Source organism: Haloactinopolyspora sp., assembly GCF_027324685.1.
Classification (GTDB): Bacteria; Actinomycetota; Actinomycetes; order Jiangellales; family Jiangellaceae; genus Haloactinopolyspora.
Map to the genome: position 1 here is coordinate 33,452 of NZ_DAHVSH010000166.1, position 19,122 is coordinate 52,573.

14 protein-coding genes and 1 riboswitch are annotated in these 19,122 nt (G+C 68.6%); of the genes, 2 read left to right on the forward strand and 12 right to left on the reverse strand.

Features of this window, described 5'->3' with window-relative positions:
* Positions 1–120: 120 nt before the first annotated feature.
* The 9 genes from M6444_RS17835 to M6444_RS17875 all read right to left on the reverse strand — a co-directional run bounded on the left by M6444_RS17835 (position 121) and on the right by M6444_RS17875 (position 11,432).
* Entirely contained in the window at positions 121–852 is a 732-nt protein-coding gene (locus tag M6444_RS17835; RefSeq protein WP_363326417.1) for a carbohydrate ABC transporter permease, read from the reverse strand.
* Between the two features lie 148 nt (positions 853–1,000).
* Positions 1,001–1,960: a sugar ABC transporter permease gene (locus M6444_RS17840; RefSeq protein WP_298330522.1), complete on the reverse strand. Its 960-nt coding sequence runs from the start codon at positions 1,958–1,960 to the stop codon at positions 1,001–1,003.
* On the reverse strand, positions 1,957–3,312 hold the full coding sequence (locus M6444_RS17845) for a sugar ABC transporter substrate-binding protein (protein WP_298330524.1): 1,356 nt from the start codon (positions 3,310–3,312) through the stop codon (positions 1,957–1,959). Before M6444_RS17845 ends, M6444_RS17840 begins: the two co-directional genes overlap by 4 nt.
* A gap of 81 nt (positions 3,313–3,393) precedes the next feature.
* On the reverse strand, positions 3,394–4,428 hold the full coding sequence (locus M6444_RS17850; RefSeq protein ID WP_298330527.1) for a glycoside hydrolase family 43 protein: 1,035 nt from the start codon (positions 4,426–4,428) through the stop codon (positions 3,394–3,396).
* Positions 4,425–6,725: a family 43 glycosylhydrolase gene (locus tag M6444_RS17855; protein WP_298330529.1), complete on the reverse strand. Its 2,301-nt coding sequence runs from the start codon at positions 6,723–6,725 to the stop codon at positions 4,425–4,427. The genes M6444_RS17850 and M6444_RS17855 overlap by 4 nt, the downstream gene beginning before the upstream one ends.
* 8 nt (positions 6,726–6,733) lie before the next feature.
* On the reverse strand, positions 6,734–7,627 hold the full coding sequence (locus M6444_RS17860; RefSeq protein WP_298330531.1) for a carbohydrate ABC transporter permease: 894 nt from the start codon (positions 7,625–7,627) through the stop codon (positions 6,734–6,736).
* Positions 7,615–8,463, reverse strand: a complete 849-nt coding sequence (locus M6444_RS17865) for a sugar ABC transporter permease (protein ID WP_363326418.1) — start codon at positions 8,461–8,463, stop codon at positions 7,615–7,617. Before M6444_RS17865 ends, M6444_RS17860 begins: the two co-directional genes overlap by 13 nt.
* A 60-nt stretch (positions 8,464–8,523) precedes the next feature.
* Positions 8,524–9,870 carry an ABC transporter substrate-binding protein gene (locus tag M6444_RS17870; protein WP_298330537.1) on the reverse strand — a complete coding sequence of 449 codons (1,347 nt, stop codon included), beginning with the start codon at positions 9,868–9,870 and terminating at the stop codon, positions 8,524–8,526.
* A gap of 29 nt (positions 9,871–9,899) precedes the next feature.
* Positions 9,900–11,432 (reverse strand): alpha-N-arabinofuranosidase, encoded by a 1,533-nt coding sequence (locus M6444_RS17875; protein WP_298330540.1) that lies wholly within the window; start codon positions 11,430–11,432, stop codon positions 9,900–9,902.
* Between the two features lie 224 nt (positions 11,433–11,656).
* On the opposite strand from M6444_RS17875, the gene M6444_RS17880 reads away from it, so the two are divergent.
* Complete coding sequence (locus tag M6444_RS17880; RefSeq protein WP_298330542.1) at positions 11,657–12,676, forward strand: LacI family DNA-binding transcriptional regulator; 1,020 nt, start codon at positions 11,657–11,659, stop codon at positions 12,674–12,676.
* A gap of 106 nt (positions 12,677–12,782) precedes the next feature.
* Here the strand turns inward: M6444_RS17880 and M6444_RS17885 are convergent, their stop codons facing one another.
* Positions 12,783–13,238 (reverse strand): DoxX family protein, encoded by a 456-nt coding sequence (locus M6444_RS17885; protein WP_298330545.1) that lies wholly within the window; start codon positions 13,236–13,238, stop codon positions 12,783–12,785.
* A 110-nt stretch (positions 13,239–13,348) separates the two neighbouring features.
* On the opposite strand from M6444_RS17885, the gene M6444_RS17890 reads away from it, so the two are divergent.
* Complete coding sequence (locus tag M6444_RS17890; RefSeq protein WP_298330624.1) at positions 13,349–14,284, forward strand: aldo/keto reductase; 936 nt, start codon at positions 13,349–13,351, stop codon at positions 14,282–14,284.
* A gap of 4 nt (positions 14,285–14,288) precedes the next feature.
* On the opposite strand, the gene metE is transcribed toward M6444_RS17890, so the two are convergent.
* The gene (gene metE / locus M6444_RS17895) at positions 14,289–16,574 is read right to left on the reverse strand and encodes a 5-methyltetrahydropteroyltriglutamate--homocysteine S-methyltransferase (protein ID WP_298330547.1); all 2,286 of its coding nucleotides are present in this window, start codon (positions 16,572–16,574) and stop codon (positions 14,289–14,291) included.
* A 57-nt stretch (positions 16,575–16,631) separates the two neighbouring features.
* Positions 16,632–16,858, reverse strand: a riboswitch (cobalamin riboswitch).
* A gap of 76 nt (positions 16,859–16,934) precedes the next feature.
* Positions 16,935–19,091: an alpha-galactosidase gene (locus M6444_RS17900; protein WP_298330550.1), complete on the reverse strand. Its 2,157-nt coding sequence runs from the start codon at positions 19,089–19,091 to the stop codon at positions 16,935–16,937.
* Positions 19,092–19,122: the final 31 nt, after the last annotated feature.

Here is a 19,122-nt window from a genome sequence, read left to right on the forward strand (position 1 = left end):
GTGGTGCGCTCCTGACGTTTCGTTGATGTGCGGTGGGTGCGGTGCACCCCTAGGCGTTCTGCCGCATCACGAGGTGTGTACGGGTGGTGGGGCAGGGGATTGCCTAGTGAACATGATCATTTACTTCATGCCGGAGGTCTTGACGGATTCGACGATCTTGCGTTGGAAGAAGCCGAAGATGATGAGGGTCGGGATCGCGGCGACGAAGGCCGCGGCGAGGACGTAGTTCCAGTCGGCGGAGTGTTCCTCGAAGAAGCTGACGATCCCGAGTTGCACGACTTGGAGGTCCTGGTCGGTCGTGGCGACCAGCGGCCACAGGAAAGAGTTCCAGTTGGCGAGGAAGAACAGCACCGCCAGCGCCGCGAAGATCGACTTGCTCATCGGCAGGATGATCTTGCGATAGATCATCCAGTACCCGCAGCCGTCCAAGATCGCCGCCTCTTCGAGTTCGGCCGGGATCGTGAGATAGAACTGCCGCAGCAGGAAGATGCCGAATGCGCTGAAGATCGCCGGGATGATCAGCCCGGCATAGCTGTTGAGCAGCCCGAGGCGATGCACCACCAGGAACAGCGGAACCAGCACCACCGGCGCGGTCACCAACAGCGTCGAGAACACCGCGATGAAGATCGTGTCGCGGCCCCGGAACTTCAGCCGAGCCAGGGCGTAGGCGGCCATCGAGTGGAAGAACAGCGCCACCACGGTGACGGTCACCGAGATGATGAAGCTGTTGAACAGGTACCGGGTGAAAGGCACCGAGGTGAACACGTAGTCGAAGTTGTCCACCGTCGGCGCGCTGGGCAGGATGTCGGTACTGAGCACCTCGTCCGGGCCCTTGAACGAGCTCGTGATCATCCACAACAGCGGAAACGCGGTGATGATCGCGATGATCCCCACGACGGTGAACAGCGCGGCCTTCTTGCGGTGGCTGCGGCGGACCAGGAAGCGTCGCTGTCCGGTGGGCGGCGCCGGCGCGTGCCGGGCCGGCGGTGCGGTGGCGGTGTCAGTCGGCATGGGTGAACCGGCCTCCCCGGGTGAGGGCGAACAGCAGCGCCGACCACGCCAGCAGGATCAGGACCATGATGGACCCGATCGCGGACGCGTAGCCGAATTCTCCGTACACGAAAGCCTGCTGGTAGACGTAGTAGACGATCAGCGTGGTCGAGTTGGCGGGACCACCGGAGGTGAGGATCACCAGCATCTCCAGCCCGCCGGTCATCACCGCGATGGTCGACGTCAGCAGGATGAAAAAGCTCGTCGGCTTGAGCATCGGCCAGGTCACGTTGCGGAAGGTCTGCCACGGCCCGGCGCCGTCGATACTGGCCACCTCGTAGAACTCGCGGGGGATGTCCTGCAGCCCGGCGAGGAAGATCAACATGTAGTAGCCCATGGAGAACCAGATCGTGATGACCATGACGGTGCCCAGGGCGTAGCTCGGATCGCCCAGCCACGACGGCGCGGTGATACCGAGCCGGCCGAGCAGCTTGGCGACGAAGCCGACGTCGTCGGTCAGCAGGAAGTTCCAGATCAGTGCGACGACCACGAGGCTGACGACGTTGGGCGCGAACAACGCGGTGCGAAACAGCCCGACCAGCGGGAACTGGCTGCGCACCAGCAGCGCCAAGCCCAACCCGGACAGGAACAGACCGGGCACCAGCACGAACAGGTAGATCATCGTGCGGCCGAGGCTGTCGATGAACTGCGGGTCGCCGACCATGCGCTCGAAGTTGGCCGTGCCCACGAACGTGTAGCCGCCGAAGCCGTCGACGCTGAAGAACGCCAGCACGATCGACAGCAGCATCGGCACGGCGACGAAGACGGTGAGCCCGATCAGGTTGGGCGACAGGAACAGGTAGGCCGCGCGCCGTTCCCGCTTGGCCAGGTCGCTGGCGGCGGCGCGGGATCGGCCGGGACGCTTGTGCGTGGCGGGCGCGGGCCCGGCGGTGTCGATGGCTCCGGTCACAGCTGCGCCCCCTCGTAGGTTTGCAGGTACGCGTCGATCGCCTGGGCCCCGGTCGCGGCTTGGTCGGCTGCGTCGCCCCCGGCGAGTTGACAGGACTGGATCGCGTCCGAGACCGCCTTGTAGATCACCGGTGGGAAGCGTGGTTCACCCCGGCCGCTGGGGAAGATGTCGTCGCGGAAGGTCCGCATGAGCTCGGTGTCGAATCCGCCCATCTCGTTGGCGCGGTCCAGCGCGGACTGCCGCGGCGGAATGTCGGTCTTGGTCTGCACGCACCACTCGGCCACCCGAGTGATGCCGGCGTCGTCGGTGGAGCCCAGCGCCCAGGCGCAGAACCGGGCGGCGGCGTCGGGGTTGCGGCCCATCGCGTTGGCGGCGAAGGCCCAGCCGCCCAGTGACGTGGCCGGCTCTCCACCGGGTGGGACGGGCAGGGGGAACACGCCCAGGTCGAAGTCCGGCGCCTTGCGCTGAAAGTCGGAGATCGACCAGATGCCGCTTTGCCACATGGAGGCGTAGCCCTCGACGAACGAGCTGACGATGTCGTCTCCGGCCGGTTCCACGCGCGGGGTCAGGCCCAGTTCGACACCGGATTTCCACAGCGTCAGCGCGTCGATGGTGGCTTGCGAGTCGAACGCGGCGCTCATGCCGTCGTCGGACATGACGCGTCCGCCGCCTTGCCACATCCACGGGTACCAGACGAAGTTCTGGTAGTAGCCCTGGGTGGTGGGTACGACCCAGCCGCCCTGACCGGCCGAAACGAGCTTGTCGGCGATGTCGAGAAGCTCGTCCCAGGTGGCGGGGATGTCGCCTTCGGAGAGTCCGGCCTGCTCGAAGGCCGGGCGGCTGTAGTACAGCGCCAGCGGCTCGATCTCCATCGGCAGGGCGAAGACTTGGTCGCCGACGACGCGGGTGGCCATGTTGTCCGGGAAGAAGTCGTCGATGGCCTCCTGGCTCAGGTACGGCTCGAGGTCGACCAGGACGTCGCCGTTGATGTAGCGGATGATGTCGCCGGGACTGATCAGGAAGATGTCCGGCCCGGTGCCGGCGGCGAAGGCCGTCGACAGCTTCTCGCTGCCCAGGACGGGAGCGAAGACGAGCTCGATCTGCTCGGAGTTCTCGGCATTCCACTGGTCGACGGTTGCTTGCATCCATTGCGCCCGCGCCACCGTGGCGGGATCGTCGCTGGGCGGAGGTGCGTAGAAGTTCCAGAACTGCAAGGGGCCTTCGGCTGCTGCGCTCGAAGACCCGCAGCCGCTCAGGGAAGCCGCCGCGGCGGCGCCGGCGAGGGCCATGGAACCACCGAGGAACCGCCGACGGCTGATCGCTCCGGGCGGTCGTGGACCGTGAGGAGGCATGCGCAGACTCCTGAGCAATCGATTTCTGACCGAACGTAGCGACGACCGTAACCGGGTGTTACTGGGGCGTCAACCCCGCGGTCAGGGAAGAATCGGGACCTCGGCCCTGGGGCCGTCGAGCACGGGCCGGCCGTCGTCCCATGTCAGCTCGGTCAGCCACATCGTCCGGCCGGGTACGGCCGAACCCACGGCGTCCGGCGGCCAGGCGTGGTGAACCATCCACGTCCGGCCGTCCTTCTCCACCACGACGCAGTGTCCTGGCCCCGCCGCGTCCTCGGTGGTCGTCAGAATCGGCCCGGCCGCGCTGCCCGACGGCTTGACGCACGGTCCCATCGGCCCGTCGCACACCGCATAGCCGACGGCGTAGGCGTCCGAGCCGTAGTCGTTGGCGGAGTAGAACAGGTAGTAGCGCCCGTCGTGAAGCCACAGGAACGGCCCTTCCACCAGGGCTCCCTCCCAGGCCTGGTCCTGTTTGATCAGCCGGACCGGCGCACCGGTCAAGGTCAAGCCGTCCGGGCTGAGTCGCTGGGCATAGATCCACGTGTCGACGCCGATGGCGTTGCCGTCGTTCTTCCACAGCAGGTACCGCGTGCCGTCGGTATCGGTGAACGGGCTGGCGTCGATGGAACCGCCTTCGTCGGCCTGGCAGATCAGCGGTTCGGCCGACTCGTCGACGAACGGGCCCTCCGGCGACGACGCCACGGCTCGCCCGATGCACTGGCGCCCGCTGTCGGTGCCCAACGCGGTGTAGTACGCCACATAGCGGTCCGGGCCGTGCACCGCCACTTCCGGGGCCCAGGTGCGCCCGGCGGTCACCCAGGGCGCCAGCTCCGGCATCGCGTCTCCGACCGGATCCCAGGTCACCAGGTCTCTGGAGCGCAGCGCCGGCATGTGTCCGGCGCGGGAGTTGGTGGCGTAGGCGAACCAGGTGCCGTCGACCGAGATGACGGCGGGGTCGGGGAAGTCGCGATCGTGGACGGGGTTGGTGAAGCCCATGGCGTTCTGCTCTCTGGTCGGCAGGGTCGTGGCGGTCGACGGGTTGTCGTCACCGGCCGGGGCGGTGCAGGCGACGAGCGCCAGCACCGACCCGGCCAGCCCGGCAAGGATTCTCCTCACGAAGCGTGGTGGATCCGGAAGTAGTCGAACGACGCCACCGTGGCCGGATTCGCGCCGCCACCGGCGTAGAGCCCGATCTGCGGGTCGGTCGAGGCGGGCAGTGTCCAGGTCGCACCCCAGCGCCAGCTCTCGCCGTCGCGAGAGGTCGCCGACCGGTACCGGTGCTCGCCGGTCACCGGGTCGGTGGAGTGGGCGATTCGCAGCCACATCGTCTCCGCGGTCGGCCCGCCGAGGTGGGCGCCCCAGCGCAGGGTGCCGTCTTCGTCGATCTCCTTGCCGAACTCGACCTGCCGGGTGCCCCAGATGGCGACGTTGCCGAGCCGGAGCAGATGGTCGTCGTCCACCCGGACGATCATGCCGGCCTGCTGGTAGTTCCGGAACGTGTCGGTGCCGAGGTCGAGGTGGAGTTTCGTCTCGGCGATCCAGTCGCCGGCCGGCTGATCCCGCAGCAGCAGAGCACCGGTGTTGTCGCTGCCGACGATGTCGCCGTCGGTCAGCGGCCAGCTCAGGGCGCCGTCGCCCACGGTGATGGCGTCGTCCGGACGCAGCCACGTCCACGAGTCGTCGAGCGCGCCGTCGAACTCCTCGGCGAACGACTCCCGGCCGGCCGTGGGCTCGGCCACCGGCTCGCTGACCGGATCGTGGGCCGTGACGACGGTGACGTTGTCGACATGGACCTCAGCGCCGGTCGCCGTCAGCCGCACCGGGCGTGGCTTGGCCGTGCCGCGCGGCAGGTCGAGCGTGACTTCCGCGTCGACGTCGCCGAGCCTGCTCTCGGCCACGACAGCGTGCAGGCTGCCATCGCGGACCTCCACAGCCAGCGCCGACCACACGGCCGGGTCGAAACGCTGCGGCAGTGGAGCCGACTCGCGGGTCACCTGCCGCCCCCGCCTGACTTCGACCGTCAGCTCGCGCTCGACCGGGTCGACGGTCGTGGTGATGCCGTTGCGGCCCGCTCCGGCCAGTTCCACGGCGAAGATGCCATCGCCGCGGACATCCGCCTCGAACCGAACCTCGCGGGGTGCGCGCTGCGCGGAGGCCACGGTCGCAGCTTCGCCGTCGCCGGGGACGAGGCGAGCGAAGGCGCCCGCGCCGTCCTCCTCGCCGGTGCTCCATTCGCCGGACACCGGTCGGAACGCCTCGCCGGAAGCCGGATCGGCGCTGTCGATGCCGAGTTCGCTCGCGGTCACCGGCGCGGGCTGCGGACTGTCGCTCGGCCCGGCGCCGGCCCGGGCCACGGGCCAGCCGTCGATCCAGTCCAGCCGGTCGATCAAGGTGGGCCGGCGGTTGACCCCACCAGGCTCGTTCAGCCATGGATCGGTGCGGTCGATGGCGTGGTACAGGATGTGGTCCTGACCGGACACGTCGGTGAAGATCGAGTGATGCCCGACGCCGATCCACCGGTTTCCGTTCTGGGTGACCACCTGCGTCCCGCCGACCCGCGAGTCGAGCAGTGAGACCCCCTCGTGGTCGACGAACGGCCCGAGCGGACTCGTCGAGCGCCCGGCGTACACGCTGTAGCCGGTGACCGGGCCCGCGCAGCAGTTGGCCGACGAAGCCATCAGGTAGTAGTAGCCGTCGCGCTTGACGACGTACGGCGCCTCGTAGCGTTCGTCGTGGGCTACCTGGACCGGCTCGCCGATGGCTCGGGTGCCGGTCTCGTCGAGCTCAGTGACCCAGAGTCCTCCGACGTAGCTGCCGAAGTACAGGTAGCGCTTGCCGTCATCGTCGGTGAACCCGGCTGGATCGATGGTCCAGTTGTAGTCCCCGTCGCCCCGAGGGCGAGGCCCGACGACCGGTCCGCCGGTGTCGGTCCACGGCCCGACCGGTGTGGGTGCCGTGGCCGCGCCGATGGCGTAGTTCCACTCGCCGGGCTCGTCGACGGTGTCGGTGACGGTGTAGTACAGCACGTACTGCCCGTCGATGTAGCGGATGTCCGGTGCCCAGAAGAACGACGAGTCCGTCGCCCAGCCCGGCCGGTTCTCCTCGGAGAAGACGTTGCCGATGTACTCCCAGTCCACGAAGTCGCGGGTCCGCGCGATGTGCATCAACCCGAACGGGCTCTGGCCCGCGTGGAGCGGGTCGCTGGTGGCGTACAGGTACCACCAGCCGTCTTTGCCGCGCAGGATCGCGGGGTCGGCATAGGTGTCGGAGAACGGCGACGAGATCGGGTTCTGCGTGCTCACCTCGGCATCGGCCTCCTCAGGGGCAGCTGAACCGGCAGGGACGAGTGAGATGGTCAAGGCGAGCGCGGCGGCGACGCCGAGAAGGGGACGGGCGAGAGAAGCTGGGTGCACGGAGGAGATCATCCTTTCAAGCCGCTGCGCGAGACGCCTTCGATGACGTAGCGCTGGGTGAACAGGAACAGGATCAACACGGGAACACTGGCGATGAAGGCGCCGGCCATCATGACCGGATAGTCGGTGGTGTAGGCGCCCTGTAGCAGCCGCAGCCCGGCCGGCAGCGTGAGCCGCTCCGGGCTGAACAACACGTAGATGGGCCAGATGAAGTCGTTCCAATTGCTCAGGAACGACAGCACCGCCAAGGTGGCCAGCGCCGGCTTGGAGTTGGGCAGCACCACGCGGGTGAAGATCTGCCACTGGTTGGCGCCGTCGATCAGGGCGGCTTCTTCCAGCTCACCTGGCAGCATCGCGAAGAACTGGCGCAGGAAGAACACGCCGAACGCGCCGGCGGCACCCGGCACGACCAGCGCCCAGATGGTGTCGAGCCAGCCGAGGCGGTCGATGATGATGTAGTTGGGCAGCAGGAATACGAAGCCGGGCACGAACAGCGTCGAGATGATCACGACGAAGAACAGCCCGCGCAGCTTGAACTCCAGGCGCGCCAACGCGTAGGCCGCGGTCGAGGCGACCGTGAGAACCAGCAGCATGTGCAGGGTCGCGGCCACCAGGCTGTTGAGGAACCACCGCAGCACCGGGTACGAGCCGCCGACGTGCAGCAGGTCTTCGTAGGCGCCGAAGGTCACGTTGTCCGGCAGGATGGTCGGCGGGATCGAGGTGGCTTCCGGATTGGTCTTGATCGAGGTGAGGAACATCCACACGATCGGCCCGACGAACACCAGCGCCAGGACCAGCAGGAAGATCCAGAACACCGCCGAGCGGACCAGCGATCCCGGCGGCTGTCCGGGTTGCGAAGGCGCAGCCGACGTGTGCTGCTCCGTGCGCGTCAGGAGCGCCATTTCGGCCTCCTTCTCTCTCGCATGGCGAGGACGTTGATGATCGAGACGAGCCCGAGAACCACGGCCAGCAGGTACGACATCGCCGCGGCGCTGCCCATGCGGAACGCGCCGAGGCCTTCGTCGAGAAACACCATCAGGGCCGTGCGGGTGGAATCACCGGGGCCGCCGTTCGTGACCAGGTCGGCCTGGCCGAACATGTTGGCTGAAGCGAGCACGGTGATCGTCACCACGAAGATCATCACCATCCGCATCCCGGGCAGCGTGACGTGGCGGAACTGCTGCCACGCCGATGCGCCGTCGACCTTGGCCGCGTCGTAGAGCTCGGTCGGAATGTCCTGGAGGCCGGCGATGTAGATGACCGTGTTGAAGCCCAACGTCCACCACACCGTCATCGCCACGAGGCTGATCCAGGCCCACGGCTGCGCGGTGATCCACGGGATCGACCAGCCGGTCAACCCGTTCACGATGCCGATGTTGGGATCGAGGATGAACCGGAACAACAAGCCGACCACCGCGACGCCCAGCACGTAGGGCATGAAGAACACCGCGCGGAAGAACGTGCGGCCCTTGAACCGCCGGTTCAGCAGGACCGCCAGCGCCAACGGGATGGCGACCAGGAACGGCACGCTGGCGACGGTGAAGATGCCGGTGGCGCGCATGCCGTTCCAGAACATCTCGAACGCCGCTGACGACGAGTCGAACAGGACGAGGTAGTTGTCGAAGCCGACGAACGGCTTCGCCTCCAGCATGTAGTCCCAGTCGTGCAGGCTGATCCACAGCCCCATCACGGCCGGGAACCCCACGAAGGTGAGGAAGATGAGCAGGAACGGGGCCATGAACGCATACGGCGTCCACGGCGCGTAGCGGCGGATTCTCGGGGGCGAACTCGCCACGGGTCACTCCCCGTATTTCTTCCGGTTCTCTTCCAGCTTCTTGTTCGCGCGTTCGGCCGCGTCGGACAGCGCCTGGGCGGGCTCCTTGGTCAACAACACCGCCTCGTTGAGCGCCTGGTCGAAGTCGGCGAAGGCGTCGTCGATGCCGGGAATCGGCGGCGGGAAGCGCAGGTAGTCGACCTGCTCGGCCAGCGTCGACTGTTCCGGCAGCGCTTCGAACTCGGCGGACTCGCGCACGGAGTTGCGGGCGGGCACCTGGCCGCCCTCGGCCCAGGCCAGCGACTGCTGGCTGACCCAGTTGATGAACACTCGGGCGGCGGTGAGCCGGTTCTCGTCCGGGGTGCGCTGCTTGGGGAGCACGAAATTGTGCGATCCGGCCCAGGCGGCCTGCTCGCCACCGATGTTGGGCAGCGGCGCCACGCCCCAGTCGAGGTTCGGCACTTCCTTCAGGGTGTTGATGTGCCAGATGCCGTTCCAGTTGAAGGCGGTCTTGCCGTTTTGCAGCGCGATGGCATCGGCGTCCTGCCCGACGTCGGTGGGGCTGTAGCCAGTCTTGATAGCGTCGACCATCCAGGTCAGGGCCTTGACGCCGGGCTCTTCGTGCCACGTCGCCTCGGTGCCGTCGTCGCTGAACAGCTGGCCGCCGAACTGCCAGATCAGCGACTGCAGGGTCTGCCCGCCGGTGAACGGGTGCGGCGACATCCAGTGGCCTTCGATCCCGGCGGACTTCAACTGCTCCAGCGCCGCCATGTAGGAGTCGTGGTCCATCGGCGGATTCTCCGGATCGAGGCCCGCGGACTCCATGACGGTCTTGTTGTAGAAGAACCCCAGCGGGTGCACGTCGAGCGGGATGCCGAACCGCTGCCCCTCGTACACGCCGGCGTCCCACACGATCTCGGCGAAATCGGATTTCTGCAGCCCGAGCGCATCGGCGACGTCGTCGAGCGGGACGATGACGTTGCGGGCGGCGTTGGTCGGGACGGAGTCGAGGTGCATGATGCCGACGTCCGGCCCGTTGCCCGACGAGACGGCCGAGGGGATCTTGGCGTAGTAGTCCGCCCACTCCATCACCGTCATCTTCACGGTGATGTTCGGATGCTCGGCGTTGAACGTGTCGACGAGTTTCTGCATGACCGGCCCGTCGCCGCCGGTGAAGCCGTTCCAGAACGCCAGCTCGACGTCGGGCCCGTCGTAACCGCTGGCGCCGCCGCCACCGGATTCCGGCTGCGCTCCCGGCGCGTTCGAGCCGCCCCCGCAGGCACTCAGGACGGCGCCAGCGCCGATCATGCCGGTGGCGGTGAGAAATCGTCTGCGAGACAGGGTGTTCAACGGGGGATGGGTCGCGTTCATGGCTGCTCCTTCGCAGGGTGGGTTCCGGTTCACGCGCCGGGCGCGTAGCTGAGTCGGATGACGTGCCAGGACTGGGGCGGCAGGGTGGCGCTCAGCTCATGGTCGGCGACGGTCGTGCCCGAGGCCGGCCGCGGGACGACGCGGTCGGGTTGCTCGGCGGAGTTGGTGGCGTTCGGGTCGTCATCGCTGATCGACAGGTGCTCGGTGAGGGTGATCGAGCCGGCCCCGCGGGGGTCGAATCCCCGCAACCCGACGCTCAGGCGGGCCGGGTTCATCCGGTCGCGGTTCGCTGCGAGGATGACGAGCTCGCCGCGGTCGGGGTGGTGCACGGCGGTGACCCGGGTGGCGGGGACGTCGCCGTGGGCACTGGTGGACAGCATCGGGGTGCGTAGCGCGCTGCGCAGTACGGTCCCGCCGGCGTGCCGCGCGGTCAGCGCGAACGGGTGGAAGATGCTCTGCCGCCAGGCGGGGCCGCCGGGCTCGGTCCGGATCGGCGCGATGACGTTGACCAGTTGGGCCTGGCAGGCGATGGCGACGCGGTCGCAGTTGTCGAGCAGCGCCATCAGCAGGTCACCGACGACGACGGCGTCGGTGACGCTGTAGGTGTCTTCGATCAGTGCTCCGCCGTCGCGCACCTCGAGGCCCAGCTCGCCGGGGAATCGGGACTGATACCAGACGTTCCACTCGTCGAAGGAGATGGTCAGCTGCTTACGGCTGCGGGTGGCCGCGGCCACGTGGTCGGCCGTGGACGCGATCGCGCCGATCGAGCGGCGCATGCTTTCCGATGAGGTCAGGAAGCTGTCGATGTCGCCGTCGACGGGTTCGTAGTAGTTGTGCAGCGAGATGTGATCGACCAGGTCGTAGGTGTGCTCGAGCACGACGCGTTCCCAGGTGCCGAACGTCGGCATGTCGGAGTTCGAGCTGCCGCACACGACGAGCTCGATGTCCGGGTCGGCGCGGCGCATCGCGCGAGCGGTCTCGGCGGCGAGCCGGCCGTACTCGTCGGCGGTCTTGTGGCCCATCTGCCAGGGGCCGTCCATCTCGTTGCCGAGACACCACGTGCCGATGGCGTGCGGATCCTTGTGCCCGTGCGCGACCCGGCGGTCGGCCAGCGTCGTGGTCCCGGCACCGAAGTTGCAGTACTGGAGCAGGTCGACGGCGGCGCTGACGCCTCGCGTCCCGAGGTTGACCGCCATGATCGGGTCGATGTCGAGCTCGCGGGCCCATCGGCAGAACTCGTCGACGCCGACGGTGTTGGGTTCGATCGCGCGCCAAGCCAGGTCGAGGCGGCGCGGACGCTCGTCGAGCGGGCCGACGCCGTCCTCCCACCGGTACCCGGACACGAAGTTGCCGCCGGGGTAGCGCACCGTGGTGACACCGAGCTCGCGGACCAGCTCGGCCACGTCGCGGCGGAATCCGTGCTCGTCGGCGGTGGGGTGGTCGGGTTCGAAGATGCCGCCGTACACGCATCGGCCCATGTGCTCGACGAACGTGCCGAACAGGCGTTCGCCCACCTGACCGACCGCGAACGCGGGATCCAGCTCGACCTTGACGTCGTACACGCTGCACCTGGCCCTTATCCAGAAATCCTGTGGTCGAAGTCCTTACAACGGATAACCGTGCGACTAGTTTTACAACGGATAACCTAGGAGTGGAAGCTTCGTTGCCGTTTCGTTTCTCAGCGTGCCGCAACCGGCCACTGGCCCGGCGAAGGCGAAAATGGGCCTGCAACGAGCCGGGCGTGACTGGCAGAGTCACTGAGGACACCGACGTGAGGGGGTGCAGCGTGGGAGCTCGGTTGAAGGACGTCGCCGACCGCGCCGGCGTGTCGTTCAAGACGGTCTCCAACGTCATCAACAACCATCCCAACGTCACCGAGAAGACTCGCGCCAAGGTGCTCAAGGCGATCGAGGAGCTGCGGTACCGGCCGAACCTGACCGCGCGTAGCCTTCGGCACGGCAGGTCGGGCTTCCTCACGATCGCTCTGCCCGAGCTCACCTCGCCCTACTTCGCCTCGCTCGCCTCGGCGATCGGCGCGGTGGCCAAGGAGCAGGGAATGGTCGTCCTGATCGAGGAGACCTTCGGCGAGCCCGAACGTGAGCAGATCGTGCTCGACCGCCTCGGCTCGCATCTGATCGACGGCGTCATCTTCAGCCCCATGGCCACGCCGGCCCGCGACGTCGCAGCGCGGCGAGAACCCGACACGCCGTTGGTCCTGCTCGGCGAACGAGGACACCCGGTCGGGCACGACCACATCGCCATCGACAACGTCGCCGCCGCCCGCGAGGTCACCGAGCATCTGATCGGCCTGGGGCGGCGGCACATCGCCGCCGTCGGCGTCGAGCGGGGAGCCGGGACCGGTGGCCTGCGCGCCCGGGGCTACCGAGCCGCGCTCGACGCCGCAGGCATCGACGTCGATCCCTCGATCATCGTGTCGCAGCTGCGCTACCACCGCGCCAGCGGCGCGCAGGCGATGTCGGATCTCCTCGACAGCGGCCGCCCGTTGGACGCCGTGTTCTGCTTCAACGACCTCATGGCGCTCGGCGCGTTGCGCGTGCTGCGTGAGCGTGGTTACCGGGTTCCTGACGACATCGCGGTGGCCGGATTCGACGACATCGAGGACGGACGCTACTCCTCGCCGTCGCTGACCACGGTGGCGCCCGACGTTCCGTTCCTCGCCGAACAGGCGGTGCGGCTCATCGTGCGTAGGCTCGCCGACCGCGACGCGAAGGCCGAACGCATCGAGGTCCCGTTCACCCTCCGGGTCCGCGAAAGCACCACCGGTGTGAATGATCATGTTCACTAGGCGAATCCCTGCCCCACCACCCATGCACGCCTGGTGATGCTGCAGAACGCATGGTGGCGTGACTGCAGCCGCGACCCAGCACCCGCAGCTGAGACCCGGCGCCGCGTCAGGACCGACGCGTACCGGACCTACCCCGCGGCCGTCCCTGCATCAAGCCCTGCGCGATCGCGTGGTCGGCGCTGACCCGTCCCGCCCCGATCGCCGCGATCAGCAGGCTGGACACACCGAGCGCGAGAACCAGCTCCGCGCCGCCCTGATCGACGAACAGGCCGTTGCCGGCGTGCACGAAGAAGTAGGCGCCGAGCATGTCCAGCGCCAGCAGCACCCCGACCAGCTGGGTCAGCACACCGAGCACCAGCGCCCCGCCGCCGACCAGTTCGACCAGCGCGGCGCACCACGCCGCGAGCGTGGGGAGGGGGACGTCGGCTTGCTCGAATCCGGCGGCGACGGCGTCGATGCCGAGCGTCGCCAGCTTCTGCCAACCGTGAGCGATGAAGACGGCGCCGATGCCGATGCGCGCGAGCAAGGTGGCGAAGTCACGCAGAGCGGATTGCAAGACCATTTCTCCGGGTGGACGATCCGATCTCCGTCATGTTTTCACACGTCCATGACGCATCAAACGGTCGACGCGCCGGAACGCCTGGCCGGATAGGCTCGACGATCGTGACCGACATGACCTATCGCCAGCTCGGCGACTCCGGTTTGACGGTGTCGGCGGTCGGCATCGGCTGCAACGCCTTCGGTTGGCGCATCGACGCCGAGACCACCACCGAGCTGGTCCACCGCGCGGTCGATCTCGGAGTCACGCTCTTCGACACCGCCGACACCTACGGTTTCGGCGAGAGCGAGACGCTGTTGGGTGCGGCGCTGGGCCAGCGCCGCGAGGACGTCATCGTCGCCACGAAGTTCGGCATGGACACCCACGGCGCCAACGGCCCCGACTGGGGCGTGCGAGGGTCGCGGCGCTACATCCGCAAGGCCGTGGAAGCCAGTCTGCGTCGCCTCGGCACCGATTGGATCGACCTGTACCAGATGCACACGCCGGACCCCAACACGCCGATCGAGGAGACGCTGGCCGCCCTCAGCGAGCTCGTCGCCGAGGGCAAGGTCCGGTACGTGGGGTCGTCGAACTTCGCGGCCTGGCAGGTCGTCGACGCCGACTGGACGGCTCGCAGCAGCGGCTACGAGCGGTTCATCAGTGCACAGAACAAGTACTCCCTGTACGACCGATCGGCCGAGGCCGAGCTGATGCCGGCCGCCGCACGGGCCGGTGTCGGGCTGCTGCCGTACTACCCGTTGGAGTACGGCCTGCTCACCGGCAAGTACCGGCGTGACGAGCCGGCGCCGGCCGGCACGCGGCTCGCCGAGCCCCGTCAGGCCGCCCGGCTCCGCGACGCCGACTTCGACCGGATCGAGGCGCTGGAACGATACGCCGCCGAACGCGGGGTCGGTCTTCTCGACGTGGCGATCGCCGGGCTCGCGGCGCAGCCGGGGGTGGCCTCGGTCATCGCCGGCGTGACCAGCGCGGCGCAGGTCGAGGCGAACGTCGGGGCGCTGGCCTGGCGCCCCACGCCGGCCGACCTGGCCGCGCTGGATCAGCTGGCCTGACGGTTCAGGGACGTACCCGGTGCACTGCGGCCACCATCGCCGTCAGCGCCGGTTCCACCTGCTCGTAGCTGCGCGTCTTCAGCCCGCAGTCGGGATTGGCCCACAGCCGGTCGGCGGGCACGGCCTCCAGTGCTGCCTTGAGCAGCACCTCGATCTCGTCGGTGTCGGGCACTCGAGGCGAGTGGATGTCGTACACGCCCGGGCCGATGCCGCGCGCGAAGCCGGAGGCGGCCACGTCCGGCAGGATCTCCATCCGTGAGCGCGCTGCTTCGATGCTCGTCACATCGGCGCCCAGGCCGTCGATCGCCGCGACGACGTCACCGAACTCCGAGTAGCACAGGTGGGTGTGGATCTGCGTGGAGTCGGCGACGCCGGAGGTGGCCAACCGGAAGGCGTCGACCGACCACGTCAAGTACGCGTCGTGGTCGGCCGAGCGCAGCGGCAACAGCTCGCGCAGGGCCGGCTCGTCGACCTGGATGATCCGGATGCCGGCCTGCTCCAGATCCACCGTCTCGTCGCGAATGGCCAGCGCGACCTGCCGCGCGGTGTCGCCCAGCGGCTGATCGTCGCGGACGAACGACCACGCGAGGATGGTGACCGGGCCGGTGAGCATGCCCTTGACCGGACGGTCGGTGAGCGACTGGGCGTAGGTGGCCCAGTCCACCGTGACCGGGGCCGGGCGCGACACGTCGCCGAACAGGATCGGCGGGCGCACGCAGCGCGAGCCGTACGACTGCACCCAGCCGTTCGTGGTGACGGCGAAGCCGTCGAAGTGCTCGGCGAAGTACTGGACCATGTCGTTGCGCTCGGGTTCCCCGTGGACCAGCACGTCGAGCCCGAGACGCTCCTGGAGCCGGATGACGCGTTCGATCTCTGCCCGCATGCGGGCGGTGTACTCGTCTTCGTCGATGCGGCCGTTGGTGAACGCTGCTCGCGCTGCCCGGATGTCGCTGGTCTGCGGGAACGAGCCGATGGTCGTGGTCGGTAGCGGCGGCAGGCCGAGCACGGCCTGCTGGCTCTCGCGGCGCGTCGCGTAGTCGCCGCGCTGCAGCTCGGCACTGGTGACGCGACCGAGCCGGGTGCGGACCCGCTCGTCGACGACGCCAGGTGCCGCGGCACGGTCGGCGAGCGCGGCCCGGGTGGACTCCAGCGCCGCGGTGATGGAGCCGCGGCCTTCACGCAGGCCGCGCGCGAGCGTGGCGACCTCGGCCACCTTCTGCTCGGCGAAAGCCAGCCACGACTTCAGCCGGCGGTCGAGCTTGGTCTCGCCGTCGACGTCGTAGGGGACGTGCAGTAGCGAGCACGACGTGCTGACGGCGACGTCGTCGGCCACCGCGCGCACCTGTTCCAGCTGGGCGAGCGCGGCATCGAGGTCGCTGCGCCAGATGTTGCGACCGTCGACGACGCCGGCGACCAGGGTTTTCTCGCTCAGCCCGGCCACGTCGACAAGAGACGTCGCGCCTGAGCCTGCGACGAGGTCGACGCCGAGCGCTTCGACCGGAGCGCTGGCCAGGGCCGGCAGGGCCGGACCGAGATCACCGAAGTACGAGGCGACGAAGATCTTCGGCCGGTTCGTCAGCCCGCCCAGGCGGTCGTAGGCTCGGCGCAGCGCGGCGATCTCGTCCGCCGAGCGATCACCGACGTAGGCCGGCTCGTCCAGCTGAACCCAGCTCGCCCCTGCTTCGGCGAGCGCGCCGAGTAGGTCGACGTAGATCTCGACGAGTTCGTCGAGCCGGTCGATGGGCCGGAAACCGGCCGGCGCGTCGTCGGACGGCTTGGACAGCAGCAGGAGCGTCGCCGGTCCCAGGAGGACCGGGCGGGTGTCGATGCCCTGGTCACGGGCTTCCCGGTACTCCGCGATCGGCTTGTCTCCGGCCAGCCGGAACGTGGTCTGCGGGCCGATCTCGGGCACCAGGTAGTGGTAGTTGGTGTCGAACCACTTCGTCATCTCCAGCGGTGCGACCGCTGTCGCGCCTCTGGCCATCGCGAAGTAGGTGGCGGTCTCGTCGAGACCGAGCGTGGCGAATCGCTCCGGCACGGCGCCGACCAGCGCCGCCGCGTCGAGTGTTTGGTCGTAGAGCGAGAACGTGTTGGACGGCACGCTGTCCAGGCCGAGATCGAGCAACCGGCGCCAGGTGCGCGCACGCAGGTCGGCGGCGACGCGGTGTAGCTCGTCCTGGGTAATACGACCGGCCCAGTGGTCTTCCAGCGCGCGTTTGAGTTCGCGCTGCGGGCCGATGCGCGGGTACCCCAGGACGGTGGCGCCGATGGATGCGGAAACAGGTGTCACGTGGCTCTCTCCTCGCGAGCGCAGGTGGTGGGGCCGCGGACGGCCCGGCGCGCGCCGACGGCACGCGCCACCGGCGGCAGGTCTTCGGGCTCACGAGCACGTACCCGAGCGCGGGCTCGTGCACGCCTACTCGCCGCCGCTTCCCAGGCCCGGCCGGCCCAGTGCGATGGCGGCTTTCGTTCTCGTTGACCGCTGCGGGGGCAGCCCCGGACTCGCACCGGGTTCCCTCTTGCGTCGCTCGGCGGCTTTCACCGCCGAGCAGAACCACCAGTCGTCGCGATCATAGGCACATGGCCGGGCTTTAATCGACTGTTGTCCCAGTCTGTGGACGAATTCGTCTCAAAATTAGAGACTCCTTGGTTACGCGAGGCGTTGCGCCTGGACGAGGACCAGCCGCTCCGGGTGCAGAGTCGGTGCTTGCACGCCGTTCTCGGCGAGCATCCGGCCGGGCAGGATCACGCCGTCCGCCCACCATGGCAACGACGATCGCGTGTGGCCGGCGACGACGTCGCCTGGGGGCAGCGGGGTCAGGCGGTACCGCGCGTGCGGATCGAGCCCTGGCAGTTGAACCGGGCCGACCGGAGCGTGCAGGCTGGTCGCGGTCTGCACGATCGCGAACACCGCCTGCGAGCGGTCGGGCGCCACCACGCCGTGCACGTTGAGCGCGGGGTCCGGGTGATCGGCGTGGACGACGTCGCCGGTGTGCAGCAGGGGTCTGATCCGCTTGTACAGCTCGACCCACGCCGTCAGCTCGGCCAGCTCGTCCTCGGTGGCGGCGGTGAGGTCCCACTCGATGCCCAGGTGGCCGAACAGCGCGGTGCCGGCCCGGAAGCCCACGCCATGATGCCGGCCGGTGCTGTGCGACGTGCTCGGACCGACGTGGGCGCCCATCATCTCCAGCGGCACGAGCAGGTTCGTCCAACGCTGGATCTGCTGGCGCTCCACCGCGTCGTTGCAATCGGAGGTCCAGATGCGCTCGGTCCGCTCGAGAATCCCGAGGTCGACTCGGCCACCGCCGGACGAGCACGACTCGATCTCGACGCCGGGATGGCGGGCTCGCAACTCGTCCAACAACCGGTACACCGCGGCGGTCTGGCGATGAACGCCGGCCACGGCGACCGCCCCGCCCGGAGCATGGCCGGCTTCGACGAGGTCGCGGTTGTGGTCCCACTTCAGGTAACCGATGCGGTACTCCGACAGCAGTGCGTCCAGGCGCTCCAGGATGTATGCGTAGGCGGCCTCATTGCCGAGATCGAGGACCTGCTGCTGCCGGAACTCCGGCGGCAGCCGATCGCCGGCCCGCATGATCCAGTCCGGATGCGCGCGGGCGAGATCGGAGTCCGGGTTGATCATCTCCGGCTCCACCCAGAGGCCGAACTCCATACCGAGCTTCGTGACGTGATCGACCAGCGGGTGCAGGCTGTCGGGCCACACGGCCTCGTCGACGTACCAGTCGCCGAGCCCGGCGGTGTCGTTCCGACGATGCCTGAACCAGCCGTCGTCGAGCACGAACCGCTCCACCCCGACCTCGGCGCCCAGCTCGGCCAGGCGCTTCAGCGTGGGAACGTCGTGATCGAAGTACACCGCCTCCCAGGTGTTCAAGGTCACTGGCCGGGCCGACGTGGGATGGTGGGGCCGAGAGCGCAGGTGGGTGTGGAAGCGGCGGGACAGCTCGTCGAGCCCGTCGCCGTAGGCGCCGTAGATCCAGGGCGTGGTGTACTCCTGGCCGGTGGCGAGCCGGACCTCACCCGGGAGCAATAACTCGCCGGCGCTCAGGACGCATTCACCGTTGGGCATACGTTCGGCGAGCATGCGGTGGTTGCCGCTCCAGGCCGCATGGACGCCCCACACGTCGCCGCTGCGATGGCCGAATCCGGCGGTGCCGGCCATCATCAGCAACGACGCGTCGAGCGCGGTCCGTCCCCGGCGGTTTTCACGCACGTGCGTGCCGACGGTGAACGGTGCGCGCTGCGGACTGCGTTCTCGCAGGTGGCGCCCGGTCAGGTCGAGCAGTTCGGTGGCCCGCGCCGGTACCGGGAACGCGAGGACGAGGCCGTCGAGGGTGTAGGTGCCGGAGCCGGTGTTGCGGACGGTGGCCCGCTGGCGGAGCAGACCGGCCGGGGTGAGCTCGATTCGCAGGTCCAGGTCGAGTTGCGCGGCGTCATCGGTCGCGGCGACGACGAGGCGATGGCCGTGGTCGGCGTCGACAGTACTGGACGTGACCTGGAACAGCGCCGAGAACGCCGTGCCGTCGCGGTGCCCGCTGAGCCCCGGTGTCCCCATCCAGCCGTGAGCATGCTCGGGCAACACTGCGACCGGGGTGAATGTGTCGAGGGAGTTGGTCACCCGCTGCGGGATCTGGGCCAAAGCGTAGGCGCTGAGGTCGTCGTCGGTGAGTTCACCCAGGTCCGGCCCCCAATGCAGGATCCGGGGCAGCGCGTCGCCGCGGCGTTCGATGATCAGACTGATGTCCGCGGACCGGAAGTGAACGAGGTCGGGCGCGTGGGTGTCCGGCATTCGCTGGCTCCATGGGGACGGTTGCTGGGTC

What these genes read in the sequence shown, in the direction of transcription:
- M6444_RS17870 (WP_298330537.1), bottom strand. Translation starts at nt 9,870, where the DNA reads ATGAACGCGACCCATCCCCCGTTGAACACCCTGTCTCGCAGACGATTT.
- M6444_RS17865 (WP_363326418.1), bottom strand. Translation starts at nt 8,463, where the DNA reads ATGGCCCCGTTCCTGCTCATCTTCCTCACCTTCGTGGGGTTCCCGGCC.
- M6444_RS17835 (WP_363326417.1), bottom strand. Translation starts at nt 852, where the DNA reads ATGATCACGAGCTCGTTCAAGGGCCCGGACGAGGTGCTCAGTACCGAC.
- M6444_RS17900 (WP_298330550.1), bottom strand. Translation starts at nt 19,091, where the DNA reads ATGCCGGACACCCACGCGCCCGACCTCGTTCACTTCCGGTCCGCGGAC.
- M6444_RS17860 (WP_298330531.1), bottom strand. Translation starts at nt 7,627, where the DNA reads ATGGCGCTCCTGACGCGCACGGAGCAGCACACGTCGGCTGCGCCTTCG.
- M6444_RS17890 (WP_298330624.1), top strand. Translation starts at nt 13,349, where the DNA reads ATGACCTATCGCCAGCTCGGCGACTCCGGTTTGACGGTGTCGGCGGTC.
- M6444_RS17885 (WP_298330545.1), bottom strand. Translation starts at nt 13,238, where the DNA reads ATGGTCTTGCAATCCGCTCTGCGTGACTTCGCCACCTTGCTCGCGCGC.
- M6444_RS17845 (WP_298330524.1), bottom strand. Translation starts at nt 3,312, where the DNA reads ATGCCTCCTCACGGTCCACGACCGCCCGGAGCGATCAGCCGTCGGCGG.